At 64.7% G+C, this 22,972-nt stretch carries 27 protein-coding genes; 16 read left to right on the forward strand and 11 right to left on the reverse strand.

The features are described from left to right. The first annotated feature begins 196 nt into the window (after positions 1-196). From B059_RS0108555 to B059_RS0108605, 11 genes are all read left to right on the forward strand, one after another. On the forward strand, positions 197-2,995 hold the full coding sequence (locus B059_RS0108555; protein WP_018077832.1) for a monovalent cation/H+ antiporter subunit A: 2,799 nt from the start codon (positions 197-199) through the stop codon (positions 2,993-2,995). Then, positions 2,995-3,339: a Na+/H+ antiporter subunit C gene (locus B059_RS0108560; protein ID WP_018077833.1), complete on the forward strand. Its 345-nt coding sequence runs from the start codon at positions 2,995-2,997 to the stop codon at positions 3,337-3,339. The genes B059_RS0108555 and B059_RS0108560 overlap by 1 nt, the downstream gene beginning before the upstream one ends. Then, positions 3,336-4,850 (forward strand): monovalent cation/H+ antiporter subunit D, encoded by a 1,515-nt coding sequence (locus B059_RS0108565; RefSeq protein WP_018077834.1) that lies wholly within the window; start codon positions 3,336-3,338, stop codon positions 4,848-4,850. The genes B059_RS0108560 and B059_RS0108565 overlap by 4 nt, the downstream gene beginning before the upstream one ends. After that, positions 4,847-5,338, forward strand: a complete 492-nt coding sequence (locus tag B059_RS0108570) for a Na+/H+ antiporter subunit E (RefSeq protein ID WP_018077835.1) — start codon at positions 4,847-4,849, stop codon at positions 5,336-5,338. Before B059_RS0108565 ends, B059_RS0108570 begins: the two co-directional genes overlap by 4 nt. Beyond that, positions 5,332-5,601 (forward strand): K+/H+ antiporter subunit F, encoded by a 270-nt coding sequence (locus B059_RS0108575; RefSeq protein ID WP_018077836.1) that lies wholly within the window; start codon positions 5,332-5,334, stop codon positions 5,599-5,601. Before B059_RS0108570 ends, B059_RS0108575 begins: the two co-directional genes overlap by 7 nt. A 9-nt stretch (positions 5,602-5,610) precedes the next feature. Next, positions 5,611-5,946, forward strand: coding sequence for a Na+/H+ antiporter subunit G (locus B059_RS0108580; protein WP_018077837.1), 336 nt, complete (start codon positions 5,611-5,613; stop codon positions 5,944-5,946). 95 nt (positions 5,947-6,041) lie between these two features. Then, positions 6,042-6,719, forward strand: coding sequence for a YiaD family glycine zipper/OmpA-like lipoprotein (locus B059_RS21635; protein ID WP_018077838.1), 678 nt, complete (start codon positions 6,042-6,044; stop codon positions 6,717-6,719). A gap of 155 nt (positions 6,720-6,874) precedes the next feature. Beyond that, positions 6,875-8,245: an NfeD family protein gene (locus B059_RS0108590; protein WP_018077839.1), complete on the forward strand. Its 1,371-nt coding sequence runs from the start codon at positions 6,875-6,877 to the stop codon at positions 8,243-8,245. A 2-nt stretch (positions 8,246-8,247) separates the two neighbouring features. Continuing rightward, complete coding sequence (locus B059_RS18880; protein WP_018077840.1) at positions 8,248-9,006, forward strand: slipin family protein; 759 nt, start codon at positions 8,248-8,250, stop codon at positions 9,004-9,006. Positions 9,007-9,179: 173 nt separating this feature from the next. Further along, positions 9,180-9,845: a Bax inhibitor-1/YccA family protein gene (locus tag B059_RS0108600; protein WP_018077841.1), complete on the forward strand. Its 666-nt coding sequence runs from the start codon at positions 9,180-9,182 to the stop codon at positions 9,843-9,845. 6 nt (positions 9,846-9,851) lie between these two features. Then, positions 9,852-10,667 carry a TatD family hydrolase gene (locus B059_RS0108605; protein WP_018077842.1) on the forward strand — a complete coding sequence of 272 codons (816 nt, stop codon included), beginning with the start codon at positions 9,852-9,854 and terminating at the stop codon, positions 10,665-10,667. On the opposite strand, the gene B059_RS0108610 is transcribed toward B059_RS0108605, so the two are convergent. The 4 genes from B059_RS0108610 to B059_RS0108625 are packed head-to-tail and all read right to left on the reverse strand — an operon-like array spanning position 10,657 to position 13,648. Beyond that, complete coding sequence (locus B059_RS0108610) at positions 10,657-11,715, reverse strand: MBL fold metallo-hydrolase (protein ID WP_018077843.1); 1,059 nt, start codon at positions 11,713-11,715, stop codon at positions 10,657-10,659. The genes B059_RS0108605 and B059_RS0108610 overlap by 11 nt on opposite strands. Then, complete coding sequence (locus B059_RS0108615) at positions 11,712-12,182, reverse strand: methyltransferase family protein (protein ID WP_018077844.1); 471 nt, start codon at positions 12,180-12,182, stop codon at positions 11,712-11,714. The genes B059_RS0108610 and B059_RS0108615 overlap by 4 nt, the downstream gene beginning before the upstream one ends. A gap of 37 nt (positions 12,183-12,219) precedes the next feature. Continuing rightward, positions 12,220-12,864, reverse strand: a complete 645-nt coding sequence (gene folE, locus B059_RS0108620) for a GTP cyclohydrolase I FolE (RefSeq protein ID WP_018077845.1) — start codon at positions 12,862-12,864, stop codon at positions 12,220-12,222. 1 nt (position 12,865) lies between these two features. Further along, positions 12,866-13,648 carry a dienelactone hydrolase family protein gene (locus B059_RS0108625; protein ID WP_018077846.1) on the reverse strand — a complete coding sequence of 261 codons (783 nt, stop codon included), beginning with the start codon at positions 13,646-13,648 and terminating at the stop codon, positions 12,866-12,868. Positions 13,649-13,818: 170 nt separating this feature from the next. On the opposite strand from B059_RS0108625, the gene B059_RS0108630 reads away from it, so the two are divergent. Next, positions 13,819-14,622, forward strand: coding sequence for an rRNA pseudouridine synthase (locus tag B059_RS0108630; RefSeq protein ID WP_018077847.1), 804 nt, complete (start codon positions 13,819-13,821; stop codon positions 14,620-14,622). A gap of 70 nt (positions 14,623-14,692) precedes the next feature. On the opposite strand, the gene B059_RS0108635 is transcribed toward B059_RS0108630, so the two are convergent. Continuing rightward, the gene (locus B059_RS0108635) at positions 14,693-15,025 is read right to left on the reverse strand and encodes a TusE/DsrC/DsvC family sulfur relay protein (RefSeq protein WP_018077848.1); all 333 of its coding nucleotides are present in this window, start codon (positions 15,023-15,025) and stop codon (positions 14,693-14,695) included. 68 nt (positions 15,026-15,093) lie between these two features. After that, a complete protein-coding gene (locus B059_RS0108640) occupies positions 15,094-15,663 on the reverse strand; it encodes a YIP1 family protein (protein ID WP_018077849.1) in 570 nt (189 codons plus the stop codon). Between the two features lie 38 nt (positions 15,664-15,701). Between B059_RS0108640 and B059_RS0108645 the strand changes: the two genes are divergently transcribed. Beyond that, complete coding sequence (locus tag B059_RS0108645) at positions 15,702-16,265, forward strand: MarR family winged helix-turn-helix transcriptional regulator (protein WP_245538758.1); 564 nt, start codon at positions 15,702-15,704, stop codon at positions 16,263-16,265. Positions 16,266-16,343: 78 nt separating this feature from the next. On the opposite strand, the gene hemW is transcribed toward B059_RS0108645, so the two are convergent. From hemW to B059_RS0108670, 5 genes are all read right to left on the reverse strand, one after another. Then, the gene (gene hemW, locus B059_RS0108650; RefSeq protein ID WP_018077851.1) at positions 16,344-17,522 is read right to left on the reverse strand and encodes a radical SAM family heme chaperone HemW; all 1,179 of its coding nucleotides are present in this window, start codon (positions 17,520-17,522) and stop codon (positions 16,344-16,346) included. Next, complete coding sequence (rdgB, locus tag B059_RS0108655; protein ID WP_018077852.1) at positions 17,515-18,105, reverse strand: RdgB/HAM1 family non-canonical purine NTP pyrophosphatase; 591 nt, start codon at positions 18,103-18,105, stop codon at positions 17,515-17,517. Before rdgB ends, hemW begins: the two co-directional genes overlap by 8 nt. A 111-nt stretch (positions 18,106-18,216) precedes the next feature. Continuing rightward, positions 18,217-18,948, reverse strand: a complete 732-nt coding sequence (rph, locus tag B059_RS0108660; protein WP_018077853.1) for a ribonuclease PH — start codon at positions 18,946-18,948, stop codon at positions 18,217-18,219. A gap of 73 nt (positions 18,949-19,021) precedes the next feature. Next, positions 19,022-19,930 carry a PP2C family protein-serine/threonine phosphatase gene (locus B059_RS0108665; protein ID WP_018077854.1) on the reverse strand — a complete coding sequence of 303 codons (909 nt, stop codon included), beginning with the start codon at positions 19,928-19,930 and terminating at the stop codon, positions 19,022-19,024. Between the two features lie 174 nt (positions 19,931-20,104). Further along, entirely contained in the window at positions 20,105-21,049 is a 945-nt protein-coding gene (locus B059_RS0108670) for a serine/threonine protein kinase (RefSeq protein WP_018077855.1), read from the reverse strand. A gap of 102 nt (positions 21,050-21,151) precedes the next feature. On the opposite strand from B059_RS0108670, the gene B059_RS0108675 reads away from it, so the two are divergent. The 3 genes from B059_RS0108675 to rpoZ all read left to right on the forward strand — a co-directional run bounded on the left by B059_RS0108675 (position 21,152) and on the right by rpoZ (position 22,970). Then, positions 21,152-22,018 (forward strand): YicC/YloC family endoribonuclease, encoded by an 867-nt coding sequence (locus B059_RS0108675; RefSeq protein WP_018077856.1) that lies wholly within the window; start codon positions 21,152-21,154, stop codon positions 22,016-22,018. Positions 22,019-22,106: 88 nt separating this feature from the next. Continuing rightward, the gene (gene gmk, locus B059_RS0108680; RefSeq protein ID WP_018077857.1) at positions 22,107-22,736 is read left to right on the forward strand and encodes a guanylate kinase; all 630 of its coding nucleotides are present in this window, start codon (positions 22,107-22,109) and stop codon (positions 22,734-22,736) included. 30 nt (positions 22,737-22,766) lie between these two features. Next, entirely contained in the window at positions 22,767-22,970 is a 204-nt protein-coding gene (rpoZ, locus tag B059_RS0108685) for a DNA-directed RNA polymerase subunit omega (protein WP_018077858.1), read from the forward strand. Positions 22,971-22,972: the final 2 nt, after the last annotated feature.

Raw genomic sequence — 22,972 nt, forward strand, 5'->3', positions numbered from 1 at the left:
GTATCATCCACGAGAAAACCCGCAGGCCCGATTCAACAATCAGGCGACGGGATTACCGCACGCGCTCGGCGAGCGGTCGATGAAAAGCGCCGCGCCGCGCATTGCGGGCGTGCTTCCGCAGGTTCTGCGCGTCACCAACTCACGTTAGAATGGCCACGTCTTCCGGCCGCAGGCCGGCCATCCCGATCCCCGATTGATGACGCTGTTCTTCGCTGTCCTGACCCCTTTTGCGGGCGCAGCCCTGGTTGCGCTGGCATCCCGTCTCGGACGTTCGCATGCCGCCAGGACGGCGGGCGCAGTTACGCTGGCCGCGCTGTTGTGGCTGGCGCCGTCGGCGCACCTGCCGTTCAACGGCACCTTGCTGATCCAGCAGCACGACTGGATGCCTGCGCTCGGCCTCAACCTCGCCTTCCGCCTCGACGGCCTGGCGCTGCTATTCGCCGGGCTGATCCTCGGCATCGGCCTGCTGATCGTGCTGTACGCACGCTACTACCTGTCCGAGCGCGACAGCATGGGGCGCTTCTATTCCTATCTCATGCTGTTCATGGGCTCGATGCTCGGCATCGTGCTGTCGGAAAACCTGATCCAGTTGCTGGTGTTCTGGGAGTTGACCAGCCTATCGTCCTTCCTCCTGATCAGCTACTGGCAGCACCGCGAGGAGGCGCGCCAAGGCGCGCGCATGGCGCTGGCGGTCACCGGCCTGGGCGGCTTCGCGCTGCTGGGTGGCTTTCTGCTGCTGGGTCACATCGTCGGCAGCTACGCGTTGTCCGACGTATTCGCCGCGGGCGACCTGATCCGCGGCCATCCACTCTATGTGCCCACGCTGCTGCTGATCCTGCTCGGCGCATTCACCAAGTCGGCGCAGTTCCCCTTCCATTTCTGGTTGCCGCACGCGATGGCGGCGCCCACGCCGGTATCGGCCTACCTGCATTCGGCAACCATGGTGAAGGCCGGCGTATTCCTGCTGGCGCGGCTATATCCGGCACTGTCCGGCACGCCGGAGTGGTTCTGGCTGGTCTCCGGCGCGGGACTGGCGACGCTGCTGCTCGGCGCCTATGCCGCCTTATTCAAGCATGACCTGAAGGGGCTGCTGGCCTACTCGACCATCAGCCATCTCGGTCTGATCACCCTCCTGTTCGGGCTGTCGACCCCGCTCGCGGCAGTCGCCGGCGTGTTCCACATCATCAACCACGCCACCTTCAAGGCCTCGCTGTTCATGGCCGCCGGCATCATCGACCACGAGGCCGGCACCCGCGACATGCGGCGCTTGCACGGCCTGTGGAAGTTCATGCCCTACACCGCGACGCTGGCGATGGTGGCGGCGGCGGCGATGGCCGGGGTGCCGCTGCTGAACGGCTTCCTCTCCAAGGAAATGTTCTTTGCCGAGGCGGCGCAGATTTCCGAAAGCCTCGTCGGCGGCTGGCTGCTGCCCGCACTGGTGACGCTGGCCGGCGCGCTGGCGGTGGCCTACTCGATCCGCTTCATTCACGACGTATTCTTCAACGGCGAACCGGTGGACCTGCCGCGCATGCCTCACGAGCCGCCACGCTGGATGAAGGTGCCAGTAGAAATCCTGGTGGTGCTGTGCCTGGTGGTCGGTATCGCACCGTCGCTCACCGTCGCGCCGCTCTTGGCGGCAGCGGCGGCGGATACGCTGCAGGCGCCACTGCCGGAATACCGTCTGGCGCTATGGCACGGTTTCAACCAGGCGCTGGCGATGAGCCTGATCGCGCTGACCGGCGGCGCGGCGATCTACGCGTTGCGCCGCCCGCTGTTCGCGTTGCATGAACACAGCCTCGGCCGTCTCGACGCACGGGCGGTCTACAACGCGCTGCTCGGCGCCCTGTTTGCGCTGTCGGGGTGGGCTACCCGCCTCGTCGACACCGGCTCACTGCAGCGGCAGGTATTCCTGTTTCTGGCGGCCGCGCTGGCGCTGGGTTTCACGCCGTGGCTCGACAGTGACACACCGCTCGCCGGCAGCCGCACCGGCCTGCCCCTCGACCCGGTCAGCCTGCTGGCCGGCGCCACCCTGATCATCGCCTCGCTCGCCACCGTGTGGCTGCATCGTCAGCGCCTGGTCGCGCTGATCACCATCGGCGTGGTTGGGCTGGTGGTATCGCTCACTTTCGTCAAGTTTTCTGCTCCCGACCTCGCGCTGACCCAGTTGTCAGTGGAGGTCGTCACCATCGTCCTGCTGCTGCTGGCATTGTATTTTCTGCCGCAACATGCCGCGCGCGAACGCGATCCCGGACGTGTCTGGCGCGACGGCGCGATCGCGCTGGCCGCCGGCAGCGGCACCGCGCTGCTGTCGTGGGCGGTGCTGACGCGGCCCTACGACACCATCGCCGGTTATTTCATCGACAACAGCGTGCCGGGCGGCGGCGGTACCAATGTCGTGAATGTGATCCTGGTCGATTTCCGCGGCTACGACACCCTGGGCGAAATCACCGTGCTGGCGCTCGCCGGCCTCGGTATCTACGCCATGCTGGAGAACCTACGCCTCGACGCGCCCGACCGCGACGCCGCCGGGCGCGCCTGGAACCGCGACCCCTATCCAGTGATCATGGCCACGCTGACCCAGCTGCTGCTGCCGCTCGCGCTACTGGTCGCGGTGTTCATCCTGCTGCGCGGCCACAACCAGCCCGGTGGCGGCTTCATCGCCGGTCTGGTGACGGCGGTGGCGCTGATCGTGCAGTATCTCGCCCACGGCAGCGCGTGGATGCACGAACGGCTGTCCGGCGCCACCCAGCCGGTGATTGCAGCGGGCCTCGCACTGGCCACCCTGACCGGGCTGGCGAGCTGGGCGTTCGAGCATCCTTTCCTCACCTCGACCTTCGGTCACCTGCGCTGGCCGCTGGTCGGCGAATTCGAACTCGCCTCGGCGATGGCATTCGACCTCGGCGTCTTCCTCGTCGTCGTCGGCGCCACCCTGCTGATCCTGGTCAATCTCGGTACGCTGCACGACAGCCGCATTACGCGAAAGGCTCATCTCTGATGGAGGCGCTCATCGCCCTCATCGTCGGCGTCCTCACTGCCTGCGGTGTGTTCCTCGCGTTGCGCGGCCAGACCTTTCCGGTGGTGCTCGGCCTTACCTTCCTGTCCTACGCGGTCAACCTGTTCCTGTTCGTCATGGGTCGGCTCGCCATCGGCGTGCCACCCGTCATCAACGCAGCGGCGCAAGGCTACACCGATCCGCTGCCGCAGGCGCTGGTGCTCACTGCCATCGTCATCAGCTTCGGCATGACCGCGTTCGTCATCGTGCTCGCGCTGAAGGCGCGCGCCGAGCTCGGCAACGACCACGTCGACGGACTGCACAGCGAAGAGGACGCGGCGCGATGAACGGCCTGGCCATGCATCTGCCCATCCTGCCGGTGCTGCTGCCGCTGGTCGCCGGCATCGTGCTGCTGGTGCTGCGCAACGCGCCGCTCGCGCTGCAGCGCGGCATCAGTCTCGTCGCGACGGCAGCACTGGTGCCGCTGGCGTTCGCGCTGCTGGCCACAGCCAGTGACGGCACCCAGCTCGTCTACAAGCTCGGCAACTGGGAGGCGCCCTTCGGCATCGTGCTCGTCGCCGACCGCCTCGCCGCCTGGATGCTGATGGCCACCGCGCTGGTGGCGCTGTTCGCGCTGCTGCACGCGCTGCGCGGCGACGATGTCAAAGGTCGCCACTTCCACGTGCTGTACCAGCTGCAGCTGTTCGGCCTCAATGGCGCCTTCCTCACCGGCGACCTGTTCAACCTGTTCGTGTTTTTCGAGATCCTGCTGCTCGCCTCCTACGGCCTGCTGCTGCATGGCGGCGGCCGCCTGCGCGTCAAGGCCGGGCTGCATTTCGTGGTGATCAACCTGATCGGCTCGACGCTGTTCCTGTTCGCCGTCGGCACGCTGTATGGCGTCAACGGCACGCTCAACATGGCCGACCTCGCAGTCAGGCTGGCGCGTACCGTCCCCGAGAACCTGGCGCTGGTCGAAACGGCCGGGCTGCTGCTGTTCGGCGTGTTCGCGCTCAAGGCGGCGCTGCTGCCGCTGCACCTATGGCTGCCCGCCGCCTACGCCCACACCAGTGCCCCGGTCGCGGCGCTGTTCGCGATCATGACCAAGGTCGGTGCCTACAGCATTCTGCGCGTCACCAGCCTGATGTTCGGCGCCGACGCCGGCGCAGTGGCGAACCTGCTCGCCGACTGGCTGATGCCGCTCGCGCTCGTCACGCTGGTCGCCGGCATGCTCGGCGCCGTCGCCGCCACCGCACTGCGCCAGCAAATCGCCTACCTGGTGATCGCCTCGGTCGGCACCCTGCTCGCCGCCTTCGCGCTCGACAGCGTCGACGGCATTGCGGCCGGCCTCTACTACCTGCCGCACACCACGCTCGCCGCTGCGGCCATCTTCCTGCTTGCCGACCCGATCGCACGCGCGCGCGGCGAGCGCGCCGATCGCTTCGAAGCCGGCTCGGCGATGCCCGGCGCGCCCGTCCTCGGCGGACTGTTTTTCGCTGCGGCGATCGCGATGGCCGGCCTGCCGCCGCTGTCGGGCTTCCTCGGCAAGTTCATGCTGCTGCGCGCCGCGCTCGAATCGCCCTGGCTGGCGTGGCTGTGGAGCGTGGTGCTCGTCACCGGGCTTATCGGCGTGATTGCGCTGGCGCGAAGCGGCAGTCTGCTGTTCTACCGCACCCACTCCACTAGCGAGAGTCTGCCCGCGCCGCACGCGGCTGACTGGCTGCCCGCCGCCGGCCTGCTGCTGTTCGGACTCGGCATGGTGATCTGGGCCGGCCCCGTGTCCGATTACGCGACGGCCACCGCCGCACAACTGCTGCACCCGCAGGCCTACATCGACGCCGTGCTGGGAGGACGCCCGTGAAGCACTTGCTGCCACATCCGCTGCTGACACTGACGCTCGCCATCCTGTGGCTGCTGCTGGTCAATACCTTCAGCGCCGGCCACGTCGTGCTGGGCCTGCTATTGGGCTGGCTGATTCCCTTCGCCACCGCTTCGCTGTGGCCGCAGTCGGTGTGCCTCCGCAATGTGCCGGTGCTGCTGCGCTATCTCGTCGTGGTCACACATGACATCGTCGTCGGCAGCTTCCGCGTGGCGCGGCTGATCCTCGGCCGCCCGTCCAGCCTGCGCCCGGCTTTCATCACCGTGCCGCTGGAACTGAAGACCGATCTCGCAATCAGCCTGCTGGCCAACACCATTTCGCTCACCCCGGGCACCGTGTCGGTGCTGGTAAGCGCGGACCACCGTACCCTCACCGTCCACAGCCTCGACACCGGGGACGCGGCGGCGATAGTGGCCGAGATCAAGCACCGTTACGAGGCGCCACTGAAGGCGATTTTCGAATCATGCTGAATACCGTCATCCCGATCGCCTACGCGTTGGTTGCGTTCGCCTTCCTGTTCAGTTTTTTTCGGCTGATCGTCGGCCCCGACGCGCCCGACCGCATCCTCGGCCTCGACACCCTGTACGTGAACACCGTCGCACTGCTGGTGCTGCTCGGCATCGACCTCGGCAACCCGATCTATTTCGAGGCCGCGCTGCTGATCGCGATGATGGGTTTCGCCGGCACCGTCGCACTGTGCAAATACCTGTTGCGCGGCGATATCATCGAATAAGGACCCACCATGCTCGACATCCTGCTGTCCATCCTTATCCTCACCGGCTCGATCTTCACCTTCATCGGCTCGCTCGGCCTCGCCCGCCTGCGCGACTTCTACACCCGCCTGCACGGCCCCACCAAGGCCACCACGCTGGGTGTGGGCTGTCTGCTGATCGCCTCGGCTATCCATTTCAGCGTCGACGGCGACCTCAGCCTGCACGAAGTGCTGGTGACCCTGTTCCTGTTCATGACCGCGCCCGTCTCCGCGCACCTGCTGGCCAAGGCGGCACTGCATATCCAGGTAAAATCGCTTGCGACAACGCCGGTACAGGAAGCCGACACCCCGACGGACCCGGCCTGAAAATCAGTCCGGAACCTTCGAGCTGAAAACACTCAAACCTTCGATTGCATGACCGCAGTTCATTTCAATCTAATCCCCCCAACCAAAGGACCACCATGCGTAAACACCTCATTGCCCTGCCGCTATCTGCCGCCTTCCTGCTCTCCGCCTGCGCAACCAACGATCTCGGCGATCCGCGTGATCTCAGCAAGACCCAAAAGGGCGCCATCATCGGCACCGCGAGCGGCGCCGCGCTGGGCGCCATCATCAACCACAAGAACCGCGGCAAGGGCGCACTGATCGGCGCAGTCGGCGGCGGCCTGACCGGCGCCGGCGTGGGCTACTACATGGACAAACAGGCGCAGGACCTGCTGAAACAGTTGCAGCCTGAAATCCAGCGTGGCGAAATCAGCGTCGAGAAACGCGCCAGCGACAATGCGGTGCTGGTCAGCATGACCTCCAGCACCGGATTCGATACCAATTCCGCGGTACTGAAACCGGGCTATACGCCCACGCTCAACAAGATCGCCCGGGTGCTGAACCAGTACGGCAAAACCACAGTGACCGTGATCGGCCACACCGACAGCGTCGGAACGGATACCTACAACCAGGCCCTGTCGGAGCGGCGCGCGCAGTCGGTGCTGGATTACTTCGCCGGCCAGAACGTCAACCCGCTGCGTCTTGAATCCTACGGCAAGGGCGAAACCGAACCGCGCGCCGACAACGGCACCGAAGCCGGGCGCACGCTGAACCGTCGGGTCGAGTTGTGGATCCTGCCGGTAATGGCGAACTAAGCGACGCCAGCCGCCAAAAATCTTTTTCCGCGAAGGACGCGAAGAAACCCGTATAGAGGGTTTTTCTTCGCGTGCCTTCGCGTCCTTCGCGGATGAGCCTTTCCAGTCATCGCACGCACCCCGGGCAGGACAGGTTTTAGGGTCTAAAGTGAAGCATGGCCGACCTGCTTCGCTTCCTATCCCGCCTCGCCCTGTTTGCCTGCCTGATGCTGATGCTGGCCGCCCCGGCCAGCGCGGCGATCGTGCGAGTACTGACGGTGCAGGGCGCGATCAGCCCGGCCAGCGCCGATTACCTGCTGCGCGGCATGGCCAAGGCCGCCGAGGACAAGGCGCATCTGATCGTGATCGAAATGGACACGCCGGGCGGGCTCGACACCTCGATGCGCGACATCATCAAGGCCATCCTCGCCTCGCCGGTGCCGGTCGCCACCTATGTCTCGCCGCAGGGCGCGCGCGCCGCCAGTGCCGGCACCTACATCCTGTACGCCAGCCACATCGCGGCGATGGCGCCGGCCACCAATCTGGGGGCAGCGACGCCGGTCGAACTCGCTCCCGGCAGCAGCGACAAGCCGGCCGCGCCGGACAAGCCCGGATCGAGTCAGCCTGGGGCGACCAAGCCGGCCGACACCGCGCCGGGCGACCCCAGGATGCGCAAGGCGGTGCATGACGCCGCAGCCTACATCCGCGGGCTGGCCGAACTGCGCGGGCGCAACGTGGACTGGGCCGAGCGCGCGGTGCGCGAGGCGGTGAGCCTGCCGGCGACCGAAGCGCTGGAATTGAAGGTGATCGACGTGGTGGCGGCCGACCTCGGCGATCTGCTGAAGCAGCTCCACGGCCGCGCCATCAGGATGAACGGCCAGACGCTCACGCTCGACACCGCGAATGCCGTCGTCGAACGTGTCCAGCCCGACTGGCGCAGCCGCCTGCTGGCGGTAATCGGCGATCCCGGCATCGCCTACATCCTGATGCTGCTGGGCATTTATGGCCTCATCTACGAGTTTGCCAATCCGGGCATGCTGTTTCCCGGCGTGGTCGGCGGCATCTGCCTGCTGCTGGCGCTGTTTGCGCTGCAGGTCTTGCCGATCAGTTACGCCGGGCTGGCGCTGATGCTGCTGGGTATCGTCCTGATGACGTCGGAAGCTTTCGTGCCCAGCTTCGGCGCGCTCGGCCTGGGCGGACTCATCGCCTTCGTCATTGGATCGGTGATGCTGATCGACACCGACCTGCCCGGCTACGGCCTGCCCTGGGCCTTGATCGTCCCGGTCGCCGTCGCCAGCGCCCTGTTCAGCTTTTTCATCGCCAGCATGGCGCTGCGCGCACGCCGCCGGCCCGTGGTGACCGGTGCCGAAGAGATGCTCGGCGCCCGCGGCGAAGTCCTGGAAGACATCGAACGCGAAGGCTGGGCGCGTGTGCACGGCGAACTCTGGCGCGTACGCAGCCGCGTGCCGATCCCGCGCGGCACCCTGGTCCGGGTGCACGCCCGGCATGACCTGGTACTCGATGTGGAACCCTGGCAAGGAGAATAATCATGTTCGAATTCGGCGGTTTGACCGTTGTGCTGTTCATCGTCGTGCTGCTGGCATCCAGCCTGCGCATCCTGCGCGAATACGAACGCGGCGTGGTATTCCTGCTCGGCCGCTTCTGGAAGGTGAAGGGCCCGGGGCTGGTGATCATCATTCCCGGTATCCAGCAGATGGTGCGCGTCGACCTGCGCACCATGGTGTTCGACGTGCCCAGCCAGGACGTGATCTCGCGCGACAACGTCTCGGTCAAGGTCAACGCGGTGGTCTATTTCCGCGTCATCGACCCGGCCAAGGCCATCCTGCAGGTGGAGGATTTCCTCAATGCCACCAGCCAGCTGGCGCAGACGACGCTGCGCGCTGTGCTGGGCAAGCACGAGCTCGACGAGATGCTGGCCGAGCGCGAGCGCCTCAACCAGGATCTGCAGCAGTTGCTGGACGCGCAGACCGACGCCTGGGGCATCAAGGTTTCCAACGTCGAGATCAAGCACGTCGACATCGACGAATCGATGGTGCGCGCGATAGCCAAGCAGGCCGAGGCCGAGCGCGAGCGGCGCGCCAAGGTGATCCACGCCGAGGGCGAGCTGCAGGCCTCGGAAAAACTGCTTGCCGCCGCCGACATCCTCGCCGGCCGGCCACAGGCGATGCAGCTGCGCTATCTGCAGACCTTGTCCAACATCGCCGGCGACCGGAGCAATACCATCGTCTTCCCGATGCCGGGCGAACTGATGAATCTGCTGATGCGCAATACGAAATCGGGCGAATGACGCGGGCATGCCCACCGAAAACCCCAGCGCCCGCAAGGGCGCGGGTAGCAAGCGGACGCGCATCACGGTATGCTCACCCCCAAATCCCGGACGGCTTCGGGAACCTGTGCCCGTCGAACCGACTCTGTATGGGCACCCTGGTTATGCAATCCACAATTCACGGAGGAACCTGAATGAACCCACAAGTCACCACCCTAGGCCGCAGCCAGTCTGCGGCCATGTCGACCAACAAGGTCGTCCGCAACACCTACATGCTGCTGTCGATGACGCTGGCGTTTGCCGCGCTCACCGCCGGCGCATCGATGGCGCTCAACCTGCCGCATCCCGGCATGATCATCACGCTGGTCGGCTACTTCGGCCTCTTGTTCCTTACCACCAAGTTCCGCGATAGCGGCCTCGGCATCGCTTTCGTGTTCGCGCTGACCGGTTTCATGGGCTACACGCTCGGCCCGATTCTCAACGCCTACCTTGCGCTCCCCAACGGCACTCAGGTGGTGATGATGGCGATGGGTGGCACCGCCGCGATCTTCCTCGGCCTGTCGGCCTACGTGATGACCACACGCAAGGACTTCAGCTTCATGGGCGGCTTCCTCATGGTCGGCATCCTGGTCGCCTTCCTCGCGGGACTGGGCGCCATCTTCTTCGAGATGCCCGGCCTGTCGCTGGCGGTCTCCGCGATGTTCGTGCTGCTGATGTCCGGCCTCATCCTGTATGAGACCAGCAACATCATCCACGGCGGCGAGACCAACTACATCATGGCCACCGTCACCCTGTTCGTGTCGATCTTCAACCTGTTCACCAGCCTGCTGCATCTGCTGGGCTTCGCCAGCAACGACTGATCGCCGATGTCATTGGCAAGCGAAACGGCGTCTTCAAGGACGCCGTTTTTTATCGACACCCACTGCCACCTCGACGCCATCGAGTTCAATGCCGACCGCGATGCCGAGTACGCGCGCGCCGTTGCCGCCGGAGTGGCCATCCAGATCGTCCCCGCCATCAACCGCGACAATTTCGCCGCGGTCGCCGCCACCTGCGCGCGTTATCCGGGCTGCCTGCCGGCCTGGGGGCTGCACCCGATGTACATCCACGTGCACCGTCCGGAGCATCTGGCCGAGCTGCGCGCGCAAATCGAGGCGCAGCGGCCGGTGGCGATCGGCGAAATCGGACTCGACCTGTTTGTCAAAGGACTCGACTACGCCAGCCAGGAGTTTTTCTACGTCGAGCAGCTGAAGATCGCGCGCGACCACGATCTGCCGGTGCTGCTGCACTGCCGCAAGGCGAACGACGAATTGCTCAAGCACTTGCGCAGGATCCGCGTGCGCGGTGGCATCGCCCACGCCTTCAACGGCAGTCCGCAACAGGCTGACGCATTCATCAAGCTGGGATTCAAGCTCGGCTTTGGCGGCGCCTTCACCTGGCCGCGCGCCAACAATCTGCGGCGGCTGGCGGTCGACCTGCCGCTCGATGCCATCGTGCTGGAGACCGACAGCCCGGACATTCCGCCGGTATGGATCGGCCGCGGCCGCAACGCGCCGGGGGAATTGCCGCGTATCGCGCAGATCCTGGCCGAGCTGCGTGGCATCGACGTCGGCATGGTGGCGCAGGCCACCACGCGCAACGCACGCGAGCTGTTTGGCCTGCCAGCGCCGGCTAGTTGCTGATCAGCCGGGTTTCGCCCACCCGCAGCACGACGAATTCTTCCGCGTCGATGCCTGCCTCGCGACGTGCCGCCGCCAGTTCGTGCGGCGGCACGTCAAGCGCCTCGTCGGACATTTCGAAGGTACCCCAGTGCACGCCCAGCGACTGACGGGCGCCCAGGTCCTGGTGGATGCGCAGCGCTTCGGTCGGATCGACGTGCTGTATCCGCATAAACCAGCGCGGCTCATAGGCGCCGATGGGAATCGCGGCGAGGTCGAAAGGCCCGAGTCGGCGGCGGATCTGAACGAAATCTGACGAATAACCCGTATCGCCGGCAAAGAAGAAACTGAAATCGGATGCCTGGATCGCCCAGCCGCCCCACAGCGTGCGGTTGCGGTCGAACAGGCCGCGCGCGCTCCAGTGCTGCGCCGGGGTGAGCGTGAAGCGTACCCCGCCCAGCTTGGCGTGTTCCCACCAATCGAGCTCGGTCACGTTGTCGATACCAAGCCCGGCAAACCAGGGCTTCAAACCCAGCGGCACGAAGAATCGCAGCGTGCCGCCGCTGCGCGCATGCAACTGCTGCACGCTATCGACATCGAGGTGGTCATAGTGGCTGTGCGAAATCACCACGGCATGGATCTCCGGCAGATCTTCCAGCGCCACCCCAGGCGGTTGGTAGCGCTTCGGCCCGGCGAAGCCCACCGGTGAAGCGCGCTCGGAAAAGTGCGGATCGGTCAGTACGTTGAGCCCGCCCAGCCGCACCAGCAACGTGGCGTGACCGATCCAGGTCACACTCGGGTTGCCGGCGGCTGCGGTCAGTAGCGCCAGATCGGGCGGCACGCGCCAGTCTCGGTGTGCGGGGCCGGGGGGCTTCGGCAGCCCCGCCAGGCGACGCTCCCACTGCCAGCGCCAGAACCCTCCGGCCTGCTGCGCGCCGGAACCCGGGTTGCGGAAGCCGGCAGGCGTATGGTGCGGTTTGGCCGGGTCGTAATAGGGATTCTGCTGCGGCCCGGCACAGCCTATGACGAGCCCCAGCATGCCGACCGCCAGCCAGGCCGCATGTGTCCTCATAGCCAGCGCCGCACCCGGGCTTTATAGGCGCTGTACTCGTCGCCGAATTTCGCCTGCAGATGCGCTTCCTCGTGGCGGATCACGCCATAGCGCAGCATCGCCCAGATCAACGGCGCGAACGCCAGCGGCCACCCGGTTTCCAGCAGCAGCGCCACCCCGGCGAAGATGAACCAGTCGCCGACGTAGATCGGATTGCGACTGAAGCGGAACGGCCCGTCCATGCAGAGTTCGGACGCGCCCCGATAGGGATTGACCGTGGTGCGATGGCGCTGGAATGTCCACAGTGTCCAGATAAACAGGGCCAGCCCGATGCCGGCCAGCAGCCAGCCGAGCGCGTGCGTCACCGCGCCCCCGCCGAGCGGCAGCGCATGCACCTGGCGGTCCAGCCACCAGCCGCCGAGCAGGGCAGCGGCGTAGGGTGCGGGGGGCAGTATCCGCGTGGCAGGTTTGTCGGCATGGCGGGCCATGTGGATCCGTCCTATCGCAAGCCGGCTGCGTTGCGGATCAACGCAGCTCCCGCTGCGTCACCGCGCGTAGAAATTCGTTGCGCATCTGGTCGCTGGTCTGGAAGCAGCCGGTGAAGGCCTGGGTGACGACGCGCTCGTCGCCGCGCCGGTCCTCACCGAGCAGCAGACACAACTGTTCCGCTTCGATGATGCACGCCGCACCCTGCGCCTGGCCGTGCGTCACCAGCGCCTCGGCGATATCGCGCGTCATCCATTCCTGATAGGTGAAGCGATGGCCGATGGCATCGACCAGGCGCGCGATGCGCCCGAAGCCGTGCAGCCGGCCACCGGGAATGTAGGCCACGTGCGCGACGCCACGGAACGGCACCAGGTGATGCGGGCACACGCCGTGCACCGCGATGCCGCGCACCACCACCATGTCGTTGCGATCGTCGGCAAAGCCTTCGCCCAGCGCCTCGGCGGGAATCATCGCGTAGCCGCCGAGCAGCCGCTTCTGCCACAGCTCGCGCACACGTTGCGCGGTGCGTCCGGTGTGCACCGAATCCGGCTCGACCCCGCAGGCGACGAGCATGTCGTTCACCGCGCGCTCGAACGCGGCCGGATCGAATGCGCCGACTTGCGGAATGCCGAGGCTGCCGCTGCTGTGCGGGGCGTGGCTGTCGTGATCGCAGGCGTCGCTCATCTTATTTCAGCGTCGCCTTCAGGAACTCCAGCGTCCGCGTCCACGAATCTTTGTCGGCCGCGTTGTCGTATTTGAGCGGCAGCCCGAATTGCGCGGCGTAACTGTCGGCCTCGCGGTTGGTGAAAGTATGCTTCACGCCAGGATAGGTCACCAGCATGTAATCCGCCTTGGCGTTGTCCATTTCGGTCTTGAACGCCTCGACCTGCTCGGGCGGTACGATCGGATCGGCCTCGCCGTGGAAGATACGGAGCTTGGCCTTGATGTCGCCCGGCTTGACTGCCACGTCGGTCGCCAGCACGCCGTGGTAGCTGACCACCGCCTTCAGCGGCTCGCCCGCACGCGCCATGTTGAGCACCACGCCGCCGCCAAAGCAGTAACCGAGCGCGGCCAGTTCGCCCTTCTTCACATTGGGCTGCTTGTCGAGGAATTTCTCGGCCGCCTGAAACCGGGCCAGCGCCAGCGGCGGATTCTTGTTCACGCTGCCGGCAAGCGCGCCTGCCTCCTGCGGGTTGTCGGCAATCTGCCCGTTGCCGTACATGTCGACCACCAGTGCGACGTAGCCCTCTGCTGCCAGCATGCGTGCGCGCTTCCTGGCGTAATCGTTGGCGCCCCACCACTCCGGCACCACCAGCACGCCGGCGCGCCTGCCTTTATTGGCATCGTCAAACGCCAGATAGCCTTTCATGACGGTATCGCCCGCCTTGTAGCTGACATCCTTGCCGACCACGGCGGCGAGAGCGGATGAGGTGAAAAACAATAATGACAGGGCAAGCGCGGTTTTCATGGGCGTCTCCGGATCGAGGGATGGGTTGATCGACCCAAAAGCATACCGCGCTCGCGCATGCAATAACAACCGCGCACGAACAGCGGCCATGTGCGCCTGCGGTTTGCGGTTTGCGGTTTGGTTCGCAGGCACAGCGGTAAACTTGCAGGCTCTTCACTCACCGCCCCGCCATGACCGATCCCATCCGCCTTGCCAAACGCGTCGCCGAGCTTCGCGCCTGCTCGCGCCGCGAAGCCGAACAAATCATCGCCGGTGGCTGGGTGCGGGTGGACGGCGTCGTGATCGAAGAGCCGCAATTCCGGGTGGCCGATCAGCGCATCGAAATCGACCCGCAGGCCGACTTCACCCAAACCCAGGCCGTCACCCTGCTGCTGCACAAACCGCCCGGCTATCGGCACCCAGTCGACGGCACGGACGATGAAGCCGCGCCGGCATCGCACGCGCATCAACTGCTCACTGCCGCCGCCTGGTGGGCCGAAGACGCCTCCGGCATCCGCCCGCTGAAAAAGCATTTCGCCGGGCTGAGCTTATGTGTGCCGCTGGAAACTGCCGCCAGCGGACTGGTCGTCTTCACCCAGGACTGGCGCGTGGCGCGCAAACTGACCGAGGATGCCGCCACGCTGGAACACGAAGTCATCGTCGAAGTCGCGGGTGAACTCATCCCGCACGGGCTCAAGCGACTGAATCAGGGCATCCCCTTCCACCCGCAAGGGGCAGGTCGTGGTTGCAAAGACGCTAAAATGCCAACAACCACGCTCAATGGCCGCACCCCGCCTGCCATCAAGGTCAGCTGGCAAAACGAGAACCGCTTGCGGGTGGCGTTGAAGGGCGCCCAAATCGGGCAAATCGCGCACCTGTGCGAAACCGTTGGACTGCGTGTGGTGTCGATGAAACGTATCCGCCTCGGTCGCGTACCGTTGGCGCGACTGCCGCCCGGCCAGTGGCGCTATCTGTACCCCGGCGAGCGGTTTTGAGAGCGGCGCGCGGGCGCCTGGGCAGCCGCTGCGTCGCGTCTCGATTGCACGAGCCGTCCCGGCGAACCCGTCAGCCGGTACTCCAGGCGCGCGGACGCTTCATTCCCGCGATTTTGCACGCCTGCTGGACATAGCCGTAAGCGAACAACCTGAAAAGCGCATTGCGCGCATCGGCCCCCATGCGCTGCGACAGGTGCTTGATCACATAACGGGCATCGGGGGCGATCTGGTTCTCTTCGTAGAATTCGCGCATGAAGCGGATGACGTCCCAATGCGCGTCCGTGAGCTTGACATTCTCTTTTTGCGCGAAATATTCAGCGAGGGCTTCGCTCCATTCGCCGGGCTCGACCAGGTAACCTTCTTCATCCAGATTCGGCAAGTTCAGTGTTGCTGCTGCTTCCATCGTTCAACCTCCTTGGAAATACCCGGCCAATAAGCCAGGCAGGCCAGAAAACGGGTGATTTCAGAATCTCAGGCAAGCGCAGGGACGAGTCCCAGCATGACCAGCATCACCCACACGACAAGACCGAGCGCCGTAACCGTATAGGCGATGTCGAAAGCGACCAGCTCTTCTCCGATCTTGAGAATGCTGCCCGCCCCGCGGAAAATCAGCACGACCGAACCCACCACGCCCAGGGCGACCATCGCCATGATCAAGATGATCTGATCGGAGAAAAGCACCAGCGACGAGAGCCAGAGCGGCACCGGCGCGACTGCGGCGAGCATGAAGGCATCGTGATAATTACTGTCGATCCCCTTGCTGTTGGCCACCGACTTGATCGCCCAAGCCATGAACGGAACGCTGGCCAGCTCGGCGATCAGGAAGAAGAGCGCGGCGATGCTCCACGCCTGGCCCGTGGTATCGGGAAACAGGGCGGCGCCCAGATGCTGACCGGCATACTCCAGCATCAATGGCGGGATCAGCGAAAATGGCACCACCAGCAGGACGAACAGCTTGATGGCGGAGGGCTGTATGCGCGCGAACGCATTCCATCCTTCGGGTGACGAAACGAATAATTTGTGAACAGGCAGGATACTCATGTGAATCTCCTCTTTTCGAATGCGGCCTCTGGACATGCATGACGGGATTCCCGATCGGCGCCGCAACGAAAGTGGCGACAATGCCGCGCAACCATCACGATTTATTTGTATCACAACATGATATAAAAGCCAACAAAAATCCACTTAAGACACAATCAAATCCAATGTCCCCCCTTCCCCTCAGCAAAAGCGACTTCGAGACGCTCTCCCATTTCCGTCATCAGCTCCGGCGCTTCCTGCGTTTCAGCGAGGAAGCGACGCGCCGGCATGGCGTCACCCATCTTCAGTACCAGCTGCTGCTGCACATACGCGGATTTCCGGATCGCGAGTGGGCTACCGTCGGCGAATTGGCGGAGCGTCTGCAGGCCCATCACCATGGTGTGGTTTCGCTGATCTCGCGGTGCGAAAAACTTGGGCTGGTACAGCGCCAGGTGGGGCGTAACGACCGGCGCGCGGTGGAGGTGCACTTGACCGCCAGGGGAAACGATGTGCTGAATGCACTCGCAGGCCAGCACCGCGACGAGTTGCTCAAACTGCAAGGCATCTTCCGTGTGCCTGGAGCGGAGGAACTGGACGCCGGAGAAAGGAACAGCCAGCGCTGATCTATCGGTCGTCCACACGACGCCAGCGGAACCCGGAGCAGCGCAGGAAGGTGTTGCCGCGCAGCCGTTGTCCGCCCGCTACCCGGTCAGAAACAATTCCAGCAGGTCGTTCAGGAAACGCTGGCCCTGCAAGGTCGGTTTGAGGTGGCTCGCAGCGGTCTCCATCAAGCCCCGCGCTTGCGCCTGTTCGAGCGCAGGCGCGCAAATGAACAGCGGCAAGCCGGTGCGCGCTTCAAACAGCGCAGCCGGGACGCCATCATTGAGCCGCAGGGCGTTCATCATGAACTCGAATGGCAGGTCGCTGCGCGTGAGCGAACGGACGTCGGTAATGTGGCGGTCCTGCCGGACCGCGTCCATGTACTGCTGCGGATGCCTGGTGCGCATCTGGCGCACGATGCGGTCGTGAAAACTCAGCTTGGAATGCGCACCGGCGCCGATGCCGAGGTAGTCGCCGAACTGCCAGTAATTAAGATTGTGGCGGCTGGCGTGATGCGGCCGCGCATAGGCCGAGGTTTCGTAATGCACCATGCCGGCCTCATTCAGCCTGGCCTCGATCGCCAGCTGCATGTCGGCGGCGAGGTCGTCGTCCGGCAGGTTCGGCGGCGGCGTATGGCCGAACGGCGTGTTGGGTTCAAGTGTGAGGTGGTAGGCCGACAGATGCGGCGGGCGGAAGGCGAGCGCGATGTCGAGATCGGCCCGGGCCTCGGCCAGCGTTTGCCCCGGCAGGGCGAACATCAGATCGAGATTGAAAGTGTCGAAATGGATGGCGGCCAGCTCGGCGGCGCGGCGGGCGTCATCGCCGTCGTGAATGCGCCCCAGCGCCTGCAGATGGCGCGGATTGAAACTCTGGATGCCGAGCGAGACCCGGGTCACGCCGGCCTCGCGAAACCCAGCGAACCGAGCCGCTTCCACCGTGCCGGGATTGGCTTCGAGGGTGATTTCCGCGTTCGGCAGCAGCGGCATCAGCGTGCGCACGGCGGTCAGGATGCGGTCGATTCCCTCAGCTGAAAACAGACTGGGGGTGCCGCCGCCGAAGAACACCGTGTGGATTTTGCGTCCCCAGACATCGGGCAGCGCACGCTCCAGGTCAAGCAGCAGCGCGTCGATGTATGCGGTTTCTGGAATGCCTTGCGCCGCGTGCGAATTGAAGTCGCAATACGGGCATTTTTTCACGCACCATGGCAAATGAATGTAGAGCGACAGCGGCGGCTGGACCCTCAGGCCGCTGCCGGCAAACCGGATGACGGATTCAGCCAAGCCGCTTCAGCTTGTCGGCCAGTTCGCGCAAGGCCTGGCCGCGATGCGACATGGCGTTCTTCTCGTCCTCGCCGAGCTCGGCGCCGGTTTTTCCAAACTGGGGGACGAGAAAATAAGGGTCGTAGCCGAAGCCGTTCTCGCCGCGCGGCGTGTCGATGATTTCTCCGAACCAGCGGCCCTCGGCGATCAGCGGCTCGGGGTCGTCAGCGTAGCGCACCAGCACCATCACGCAATAATAGTGCGCGCGGCGGTTGGACTGGCCCGCGAGGGCGGCGACGAGCTTTTCATTGTTGCGCGCATCGGATTTCGGCTCGCCGGCGTAGCGTGCGGAATACACGCCCGGCGCGCCGTTGAGCGCCTCGACGCAGATGCCGGAGTCGTCGGCCAGCGCAGGCAGGCCGGTGTGCGCGCTGGCATGGCGCGCCTTGGCGAGGCAGTTCTCGACGAAGGTGACGTGCGGCTCGGGGCATTCGGGGACGCCGAAATCGGACTGTGGCGCGGCGGAAATGTCGAGCGGCTCGAGAATGCGCGCGATCTCGCGCAGCTTGCCGGCGTTGCCTGAGGCGATGACGATTTTTTCCATGGGCTTCCTTTGGGTTTTTTATCTGCCAAGGAACGCGAAGGAACGCGAAGTTAAAACCAGGTTCTTCTTCGCGATTCTTCGCGTTCTTTATGCCCTTCGGGTATTCGCGGATCAATCCGCTTGTAACGCCGCCTGCTGCGAAGCGCTGATCTGGGCGATGCCGGCGGTCGCGAGGTCGAGCAGCGCCTCGAGGGTGGCTCGCGAAAACGGCGTGCCTTCGGCGGTACCCTGCACTTCGACGATGCCGCCGCTGCCGGTCATCACCACGTTCATGTCGGTGTCGCAGTCGAAGTCTTCCTCGTAATCGAGATCGAGCACCGGCTGGCCCTGATAGACGCCGACCGAGACGGCGGCGATGCTGCCGGTAAGCGGGGTTTCGGCGAGCTTGCCGTCGCGCAGCAAGCCGGCGATGGCATCGGCCACCGCGACATAGGCGCCACAGACGCTGGCGCAGCGGGTACCGCCGTCGGCCTGCAATACATCGCAGTCGATATGCAGGGTGCGTTCGCCTAGCTTCTTCAGGTCGACCACCGCGCGCAGGCTGCGCCCGATCAGCCGCTGGATTTCCTGGGTGCGTCCGGACTGCTTGCCGCGCGCGGCTTCGCGGTCGCTGCGGGTGTGGGTGGAACGCGGCAGCATGCCGTACTCGGCCGTCACCCAGCCCTCGCCGCTGCCTTTTTTATGCGGCGGCAGCTTGTCGAGCACGCTGGCAGTGCACAGGACGCGGGTGTCGCCTATGGCGACGAGCACCGAGCCTTCGGCGTGCTTGGTGAACCGGCGCGTGAAGGAAAGGGCTCGCAGCGCATCGGGCGCACGACCGCTGGGGCGGGAAATCGGGGGCATGGCGGACAATCGGGACGAAAAGCGCAATTTTACCGCGGCGCGCGTGCCCGCGCCCACCCGGAGCGTGCGCCGCCTATTTGGCGGAAATTTTCTGGATGGCCTGCTGGATTTCGGCAATGGCGCGCTCGATCTCGTCATCCGACACCGCCGGCGTGCCGGGCACGGGGCGTAGCGCGTTGATCTGCGTGGTGACGCCGCCATCCGGCAGCGCCAGGGTGGAGATCGAATCCTTGCTCGGCATGCGCGCCTCGCCCCAGGTCATGGCGATCAGGCTGAGATTGTCGCCGTGCGCGCCGCCACGGAATTCGGCATGGTCCATCAGGTGACGCACCGCGTCTTCGAGCGTATAGGCATGCAGCAGGGCCGACACTTCGGGGATGCTGATCATGCCCCAGATGCCGTCGGTGCACAGCAGCATGCTGTCGGCGTCGTGCAGCGGGACCGGCGCATTGCACTCCACCTGCGGCGCGACATAGCCGCCCAGGCAGTTGGACACCTTGTTGCGCTCCGGATGGTTACCCGCCTCTTCCTCGCTGATGATGCCGTCGCGCACCAGCTGGGCGACGGCAGTGTGGTCTTCGGTGCGCGCGATCAGACTGCCGTCGCTGAACAGGTACAGCCGCGAATCGCCCACATGCGCCCAGTACGCGGTGTTGTCCTGCACCACGGCAGCAACGCAGGTGGTATGGGGGATTTCCAGCAGATCCTGTTCGACTGCGTAATCGTTGATGGCGAAATGCGCGCGCGTGGTCACCTCGGCCAGGAAAGCCATCGGGTCGGCCAGGCGCGGCCTGGCCATTTTCTGGAACTGTTCGGTCAGCGTCTGCACTGCAATCTGCGCCGCGATCTCGCCATGCATGTGGCCGCCCATGCCGTCGGCCACCACCATCAGCAGCGCATCGCGGCTGTAGGAGTAGGCAACCCGGTCCTGGTTGTTTTTGCGCCCGCCCTGACGGGATGCCTGGTAGATGGTGAATTTCATGGTGCGCAGTCTAGGAGTCAGTCGGACTTATGGGATCGAAGCGAAAATTCGGCCGGGTGAGAACGGATTTTGCCGATTTTGCCGGTCAACAGTCATCCTATTGATCGGGAAAGCGGCGAAATATGGACCGCCCAGGCGGATTTGCAGGCGGTTCATCATAAGTCCGACAGGCCCCTAGAACAATTCCTTGCTCAGCGAACGCTTCAGGCTGGCCAGAAAAGAAGTACGCGGCGGCGCCATCGCGCTGCGGTCCATCAGTACTTTCTGCAGGCTGAATACGCTTTGCGGGCGTTCCATGTAGTTGAGCCTGAGGCAATGATCGATGGTTTCCAGCAACTGGTCGGAATAGGCGCCGCGCCAGTTCGTCGTCGCCGGCACCAGCTTGTCGTTCAGCAGGCGCGCGTCCGCCGCCTGTGGCGGATAGCCCGCCAGGCAGGCATACAGGCTGGCGCCCACGCTGTAGACGTCGGTCCACGGCCCCAGCCGTTCGCGGTTGTGATACTGCTCGGGCGCAGCGAAACCGGGCGTATACATCGGCTGCAGCTTGCTTTCTTCCTGGGTCAGCGTCTGCCGTGCCGCACCGAAATCGATCAGTACCGGCGAGCCGTCGAGGCGGACATACAGATTGGACGGCTTGATGTCGAGATGCAGCAGCTTGTGCGTGTGCACCTCGCGCAGGCCGTTCAGCAATTGGGCGAACACGCGCCGGATGAAGCTTTCGCGGATGCTGCCGCGATTGGCCTGGATGTGCTGCTGCAGCGTTTTGCCGCGCTCGAAGCGCATCACCATGTAGACGGTTTCGTTGGCGCGGAAAAAGTTGGTCACGCGGATGACGTTGGGATGATCGATGCGTGCCAGCGCCCGGCCCTCCTCGAAAAAACACTTCATGCCGTGGCGGAAGATGTTGCTGTTTTCGGACGAATTGGCCTGCACGATGACTGAACCTTCGGTACGCAGCACCAGCGCGCCCGGCAGGTATTCCTTGATCGCCACCGACTGGTTGGCGTCGTCGCGCGCCAGGTACACCATGCTGAAGCCGCCGCCGCCGATCTTGCGCACGATGGTGTATTCGTTCAGCCGGTAACCATTGGGCAGCGCTTGATTGGGTTGAGTCGCCATAGTCGAACGTCTATTATCTTTGCCTGTTAACCGGCCATGCCACAAAAATCCATCCCGGCTCCGCGCCGGTAATCGTTCCATAACCCACACGTCAGGCCATCCATGACCGCCAGCATGACCGGGTTTGCCGCCCACAGCCTCACCCTCGACCATGCCAGCGTCGGCATCGATCTACGCAGCGTCAATCAACGCTTTCTCGAACTGCACTTCCGCCTGGCCGATGAGTTCCGCTCGCTGGAGCCGCAACTGCGCGACCTGATCAATCGTCGTCTCGCGCGCGGCAAGGTGGAGTGCCGCGTCAGCCTGAACCTGTTGCCTGCTGCTACGCTAGATAACGGCCTGAATCCAGCCATTCTTGAGCGTCTTTCGCATTGGCAGGCCGACGTGCTGCAGCGTCTGCCGAACAGCGCGCCCCTCTCCGTCAACGAGATCCTGCGCTGGCCCGGCGCGGTGCAAACCGCCACGCTGTCGCAAGACGCACTGAACGAAGCCACCCTGGAAGGCATGCAGGCGGCGCTGGACGAACTGATCGAGAGCCGCCAGCGCGAAGGCGGCAAGCTGAAACGGCACATTCTCGACCGGCTCGACGCCGCCGAAGCGCAGGTGGCCGGCTTGCAGCCCCTGCTGCCGGCGCTGGCCGCGGCGCAGCGCGACAAGCTGGCGGAACGCCTGCGCGATGCGCTGGGCGAAACGGGGCACGAACGGCTGGCGCAGGAAGTCGCGCTGGCGGCGCAAAAAGCCGATGTCGACGAAGAGCTTTCCCGCCTCGCCACCCATTTTTCCGAGGTCCGCCGCGTGCTCGATCAGGCCGGCGCCATCGGCAAACGGCTGGATTTTCTGATGCAGGAACTGCACCGCGAAGCCAACACCCTGGGCTCCAAGTCGGTGGCAGTGGAGACTTCGCGCGTCTCGCTCGAGCTCAAGGTGCTGATCGAACAGATGCGCGAACAGGTGCAGAATATCGAATGACATTTATCCGCGAAGGACGCGACGAAAACCATCAGGAAGCGCCTTCGCGGACAGGCTTTTTTGAAATGACAGGACATCCGGAACGATCATGACCCCCCCCTCCAGCAACGGTGTGCTTTATATCGTCAGCGCCCCCTCCGGCGCGGGCAAGACCAGCCTGGTCAAGGCGCTGCTGAAAGCCGACCCGGCGATCCGCCTGTCGGTGTCCTACACCACGCGCGTCCCGCGGCCTGGAGAGACCGACGGCCGCGACTACCATTTCGTCAGCCGCGAGCGCTTCGAGGCGATGCTGGCCGAGGGTGAGTTTCTCGAGCACGCCGAGGTGTACGGCAATTTTTATGGCACCTCGAAAGGCGTCATCGCCCGCGATCTCGACGCCGGCCACGACATTCTGCTGGAAATCGACTGGCAGGGCGCAGCCCAGGTAAAGACGCATTTCCCGCAATCCGCGTCGATTTTCATTCTGCCGCCGTCGTTCAACGCGCTACGCACCCGCCTCAACGGGCGCGGGCAGGACAGCGCGGAGGTGATCGAGCGCCGGCTCGCCGCCGCGGCGCATGACGTCGCTCATGCCGGCACGTTCGACTATATAATTGTCAACGATGATTTCGACCACGCCTTGCAGGACCTGGTCGCCATTACCCGCAGCATTCGTCTCGAAGCGGCGCGCCAGCTGGACCGGTACGCTATGCTGTTCGACGAATTCGGACGTATCTGAACCCGCACCGCCTGAAGCAGGAGTATCCCTATGGCCCGCATCACCGTTGATGACTGCATCGACATGTTTCCCAACCGTTTCGAACTGACGCTCGCCGTGACCTATCGCGCACGCCAGCTGGCGCAGGGTTCGCAGTCCATGGTCGAATCGAAGGACAAACCCATCGTCACCGCGCTGCGCGAGATTGCGGCCGGCAAAGTCGGACGTGAAATCCTCAACCGGGGCCGCGCCTGAGC

The sequence above is a fragment of the Thiobacillus denitrificans DSM 12475 genome (assembly GCF_000376425.1).
Lineage (GTDB): Bacteria > Pseudomonadota > Gammaproteobacteria > Burkholderiales > Thiobacillaceae > Thiobacillus > Thiobacillus denitrificans.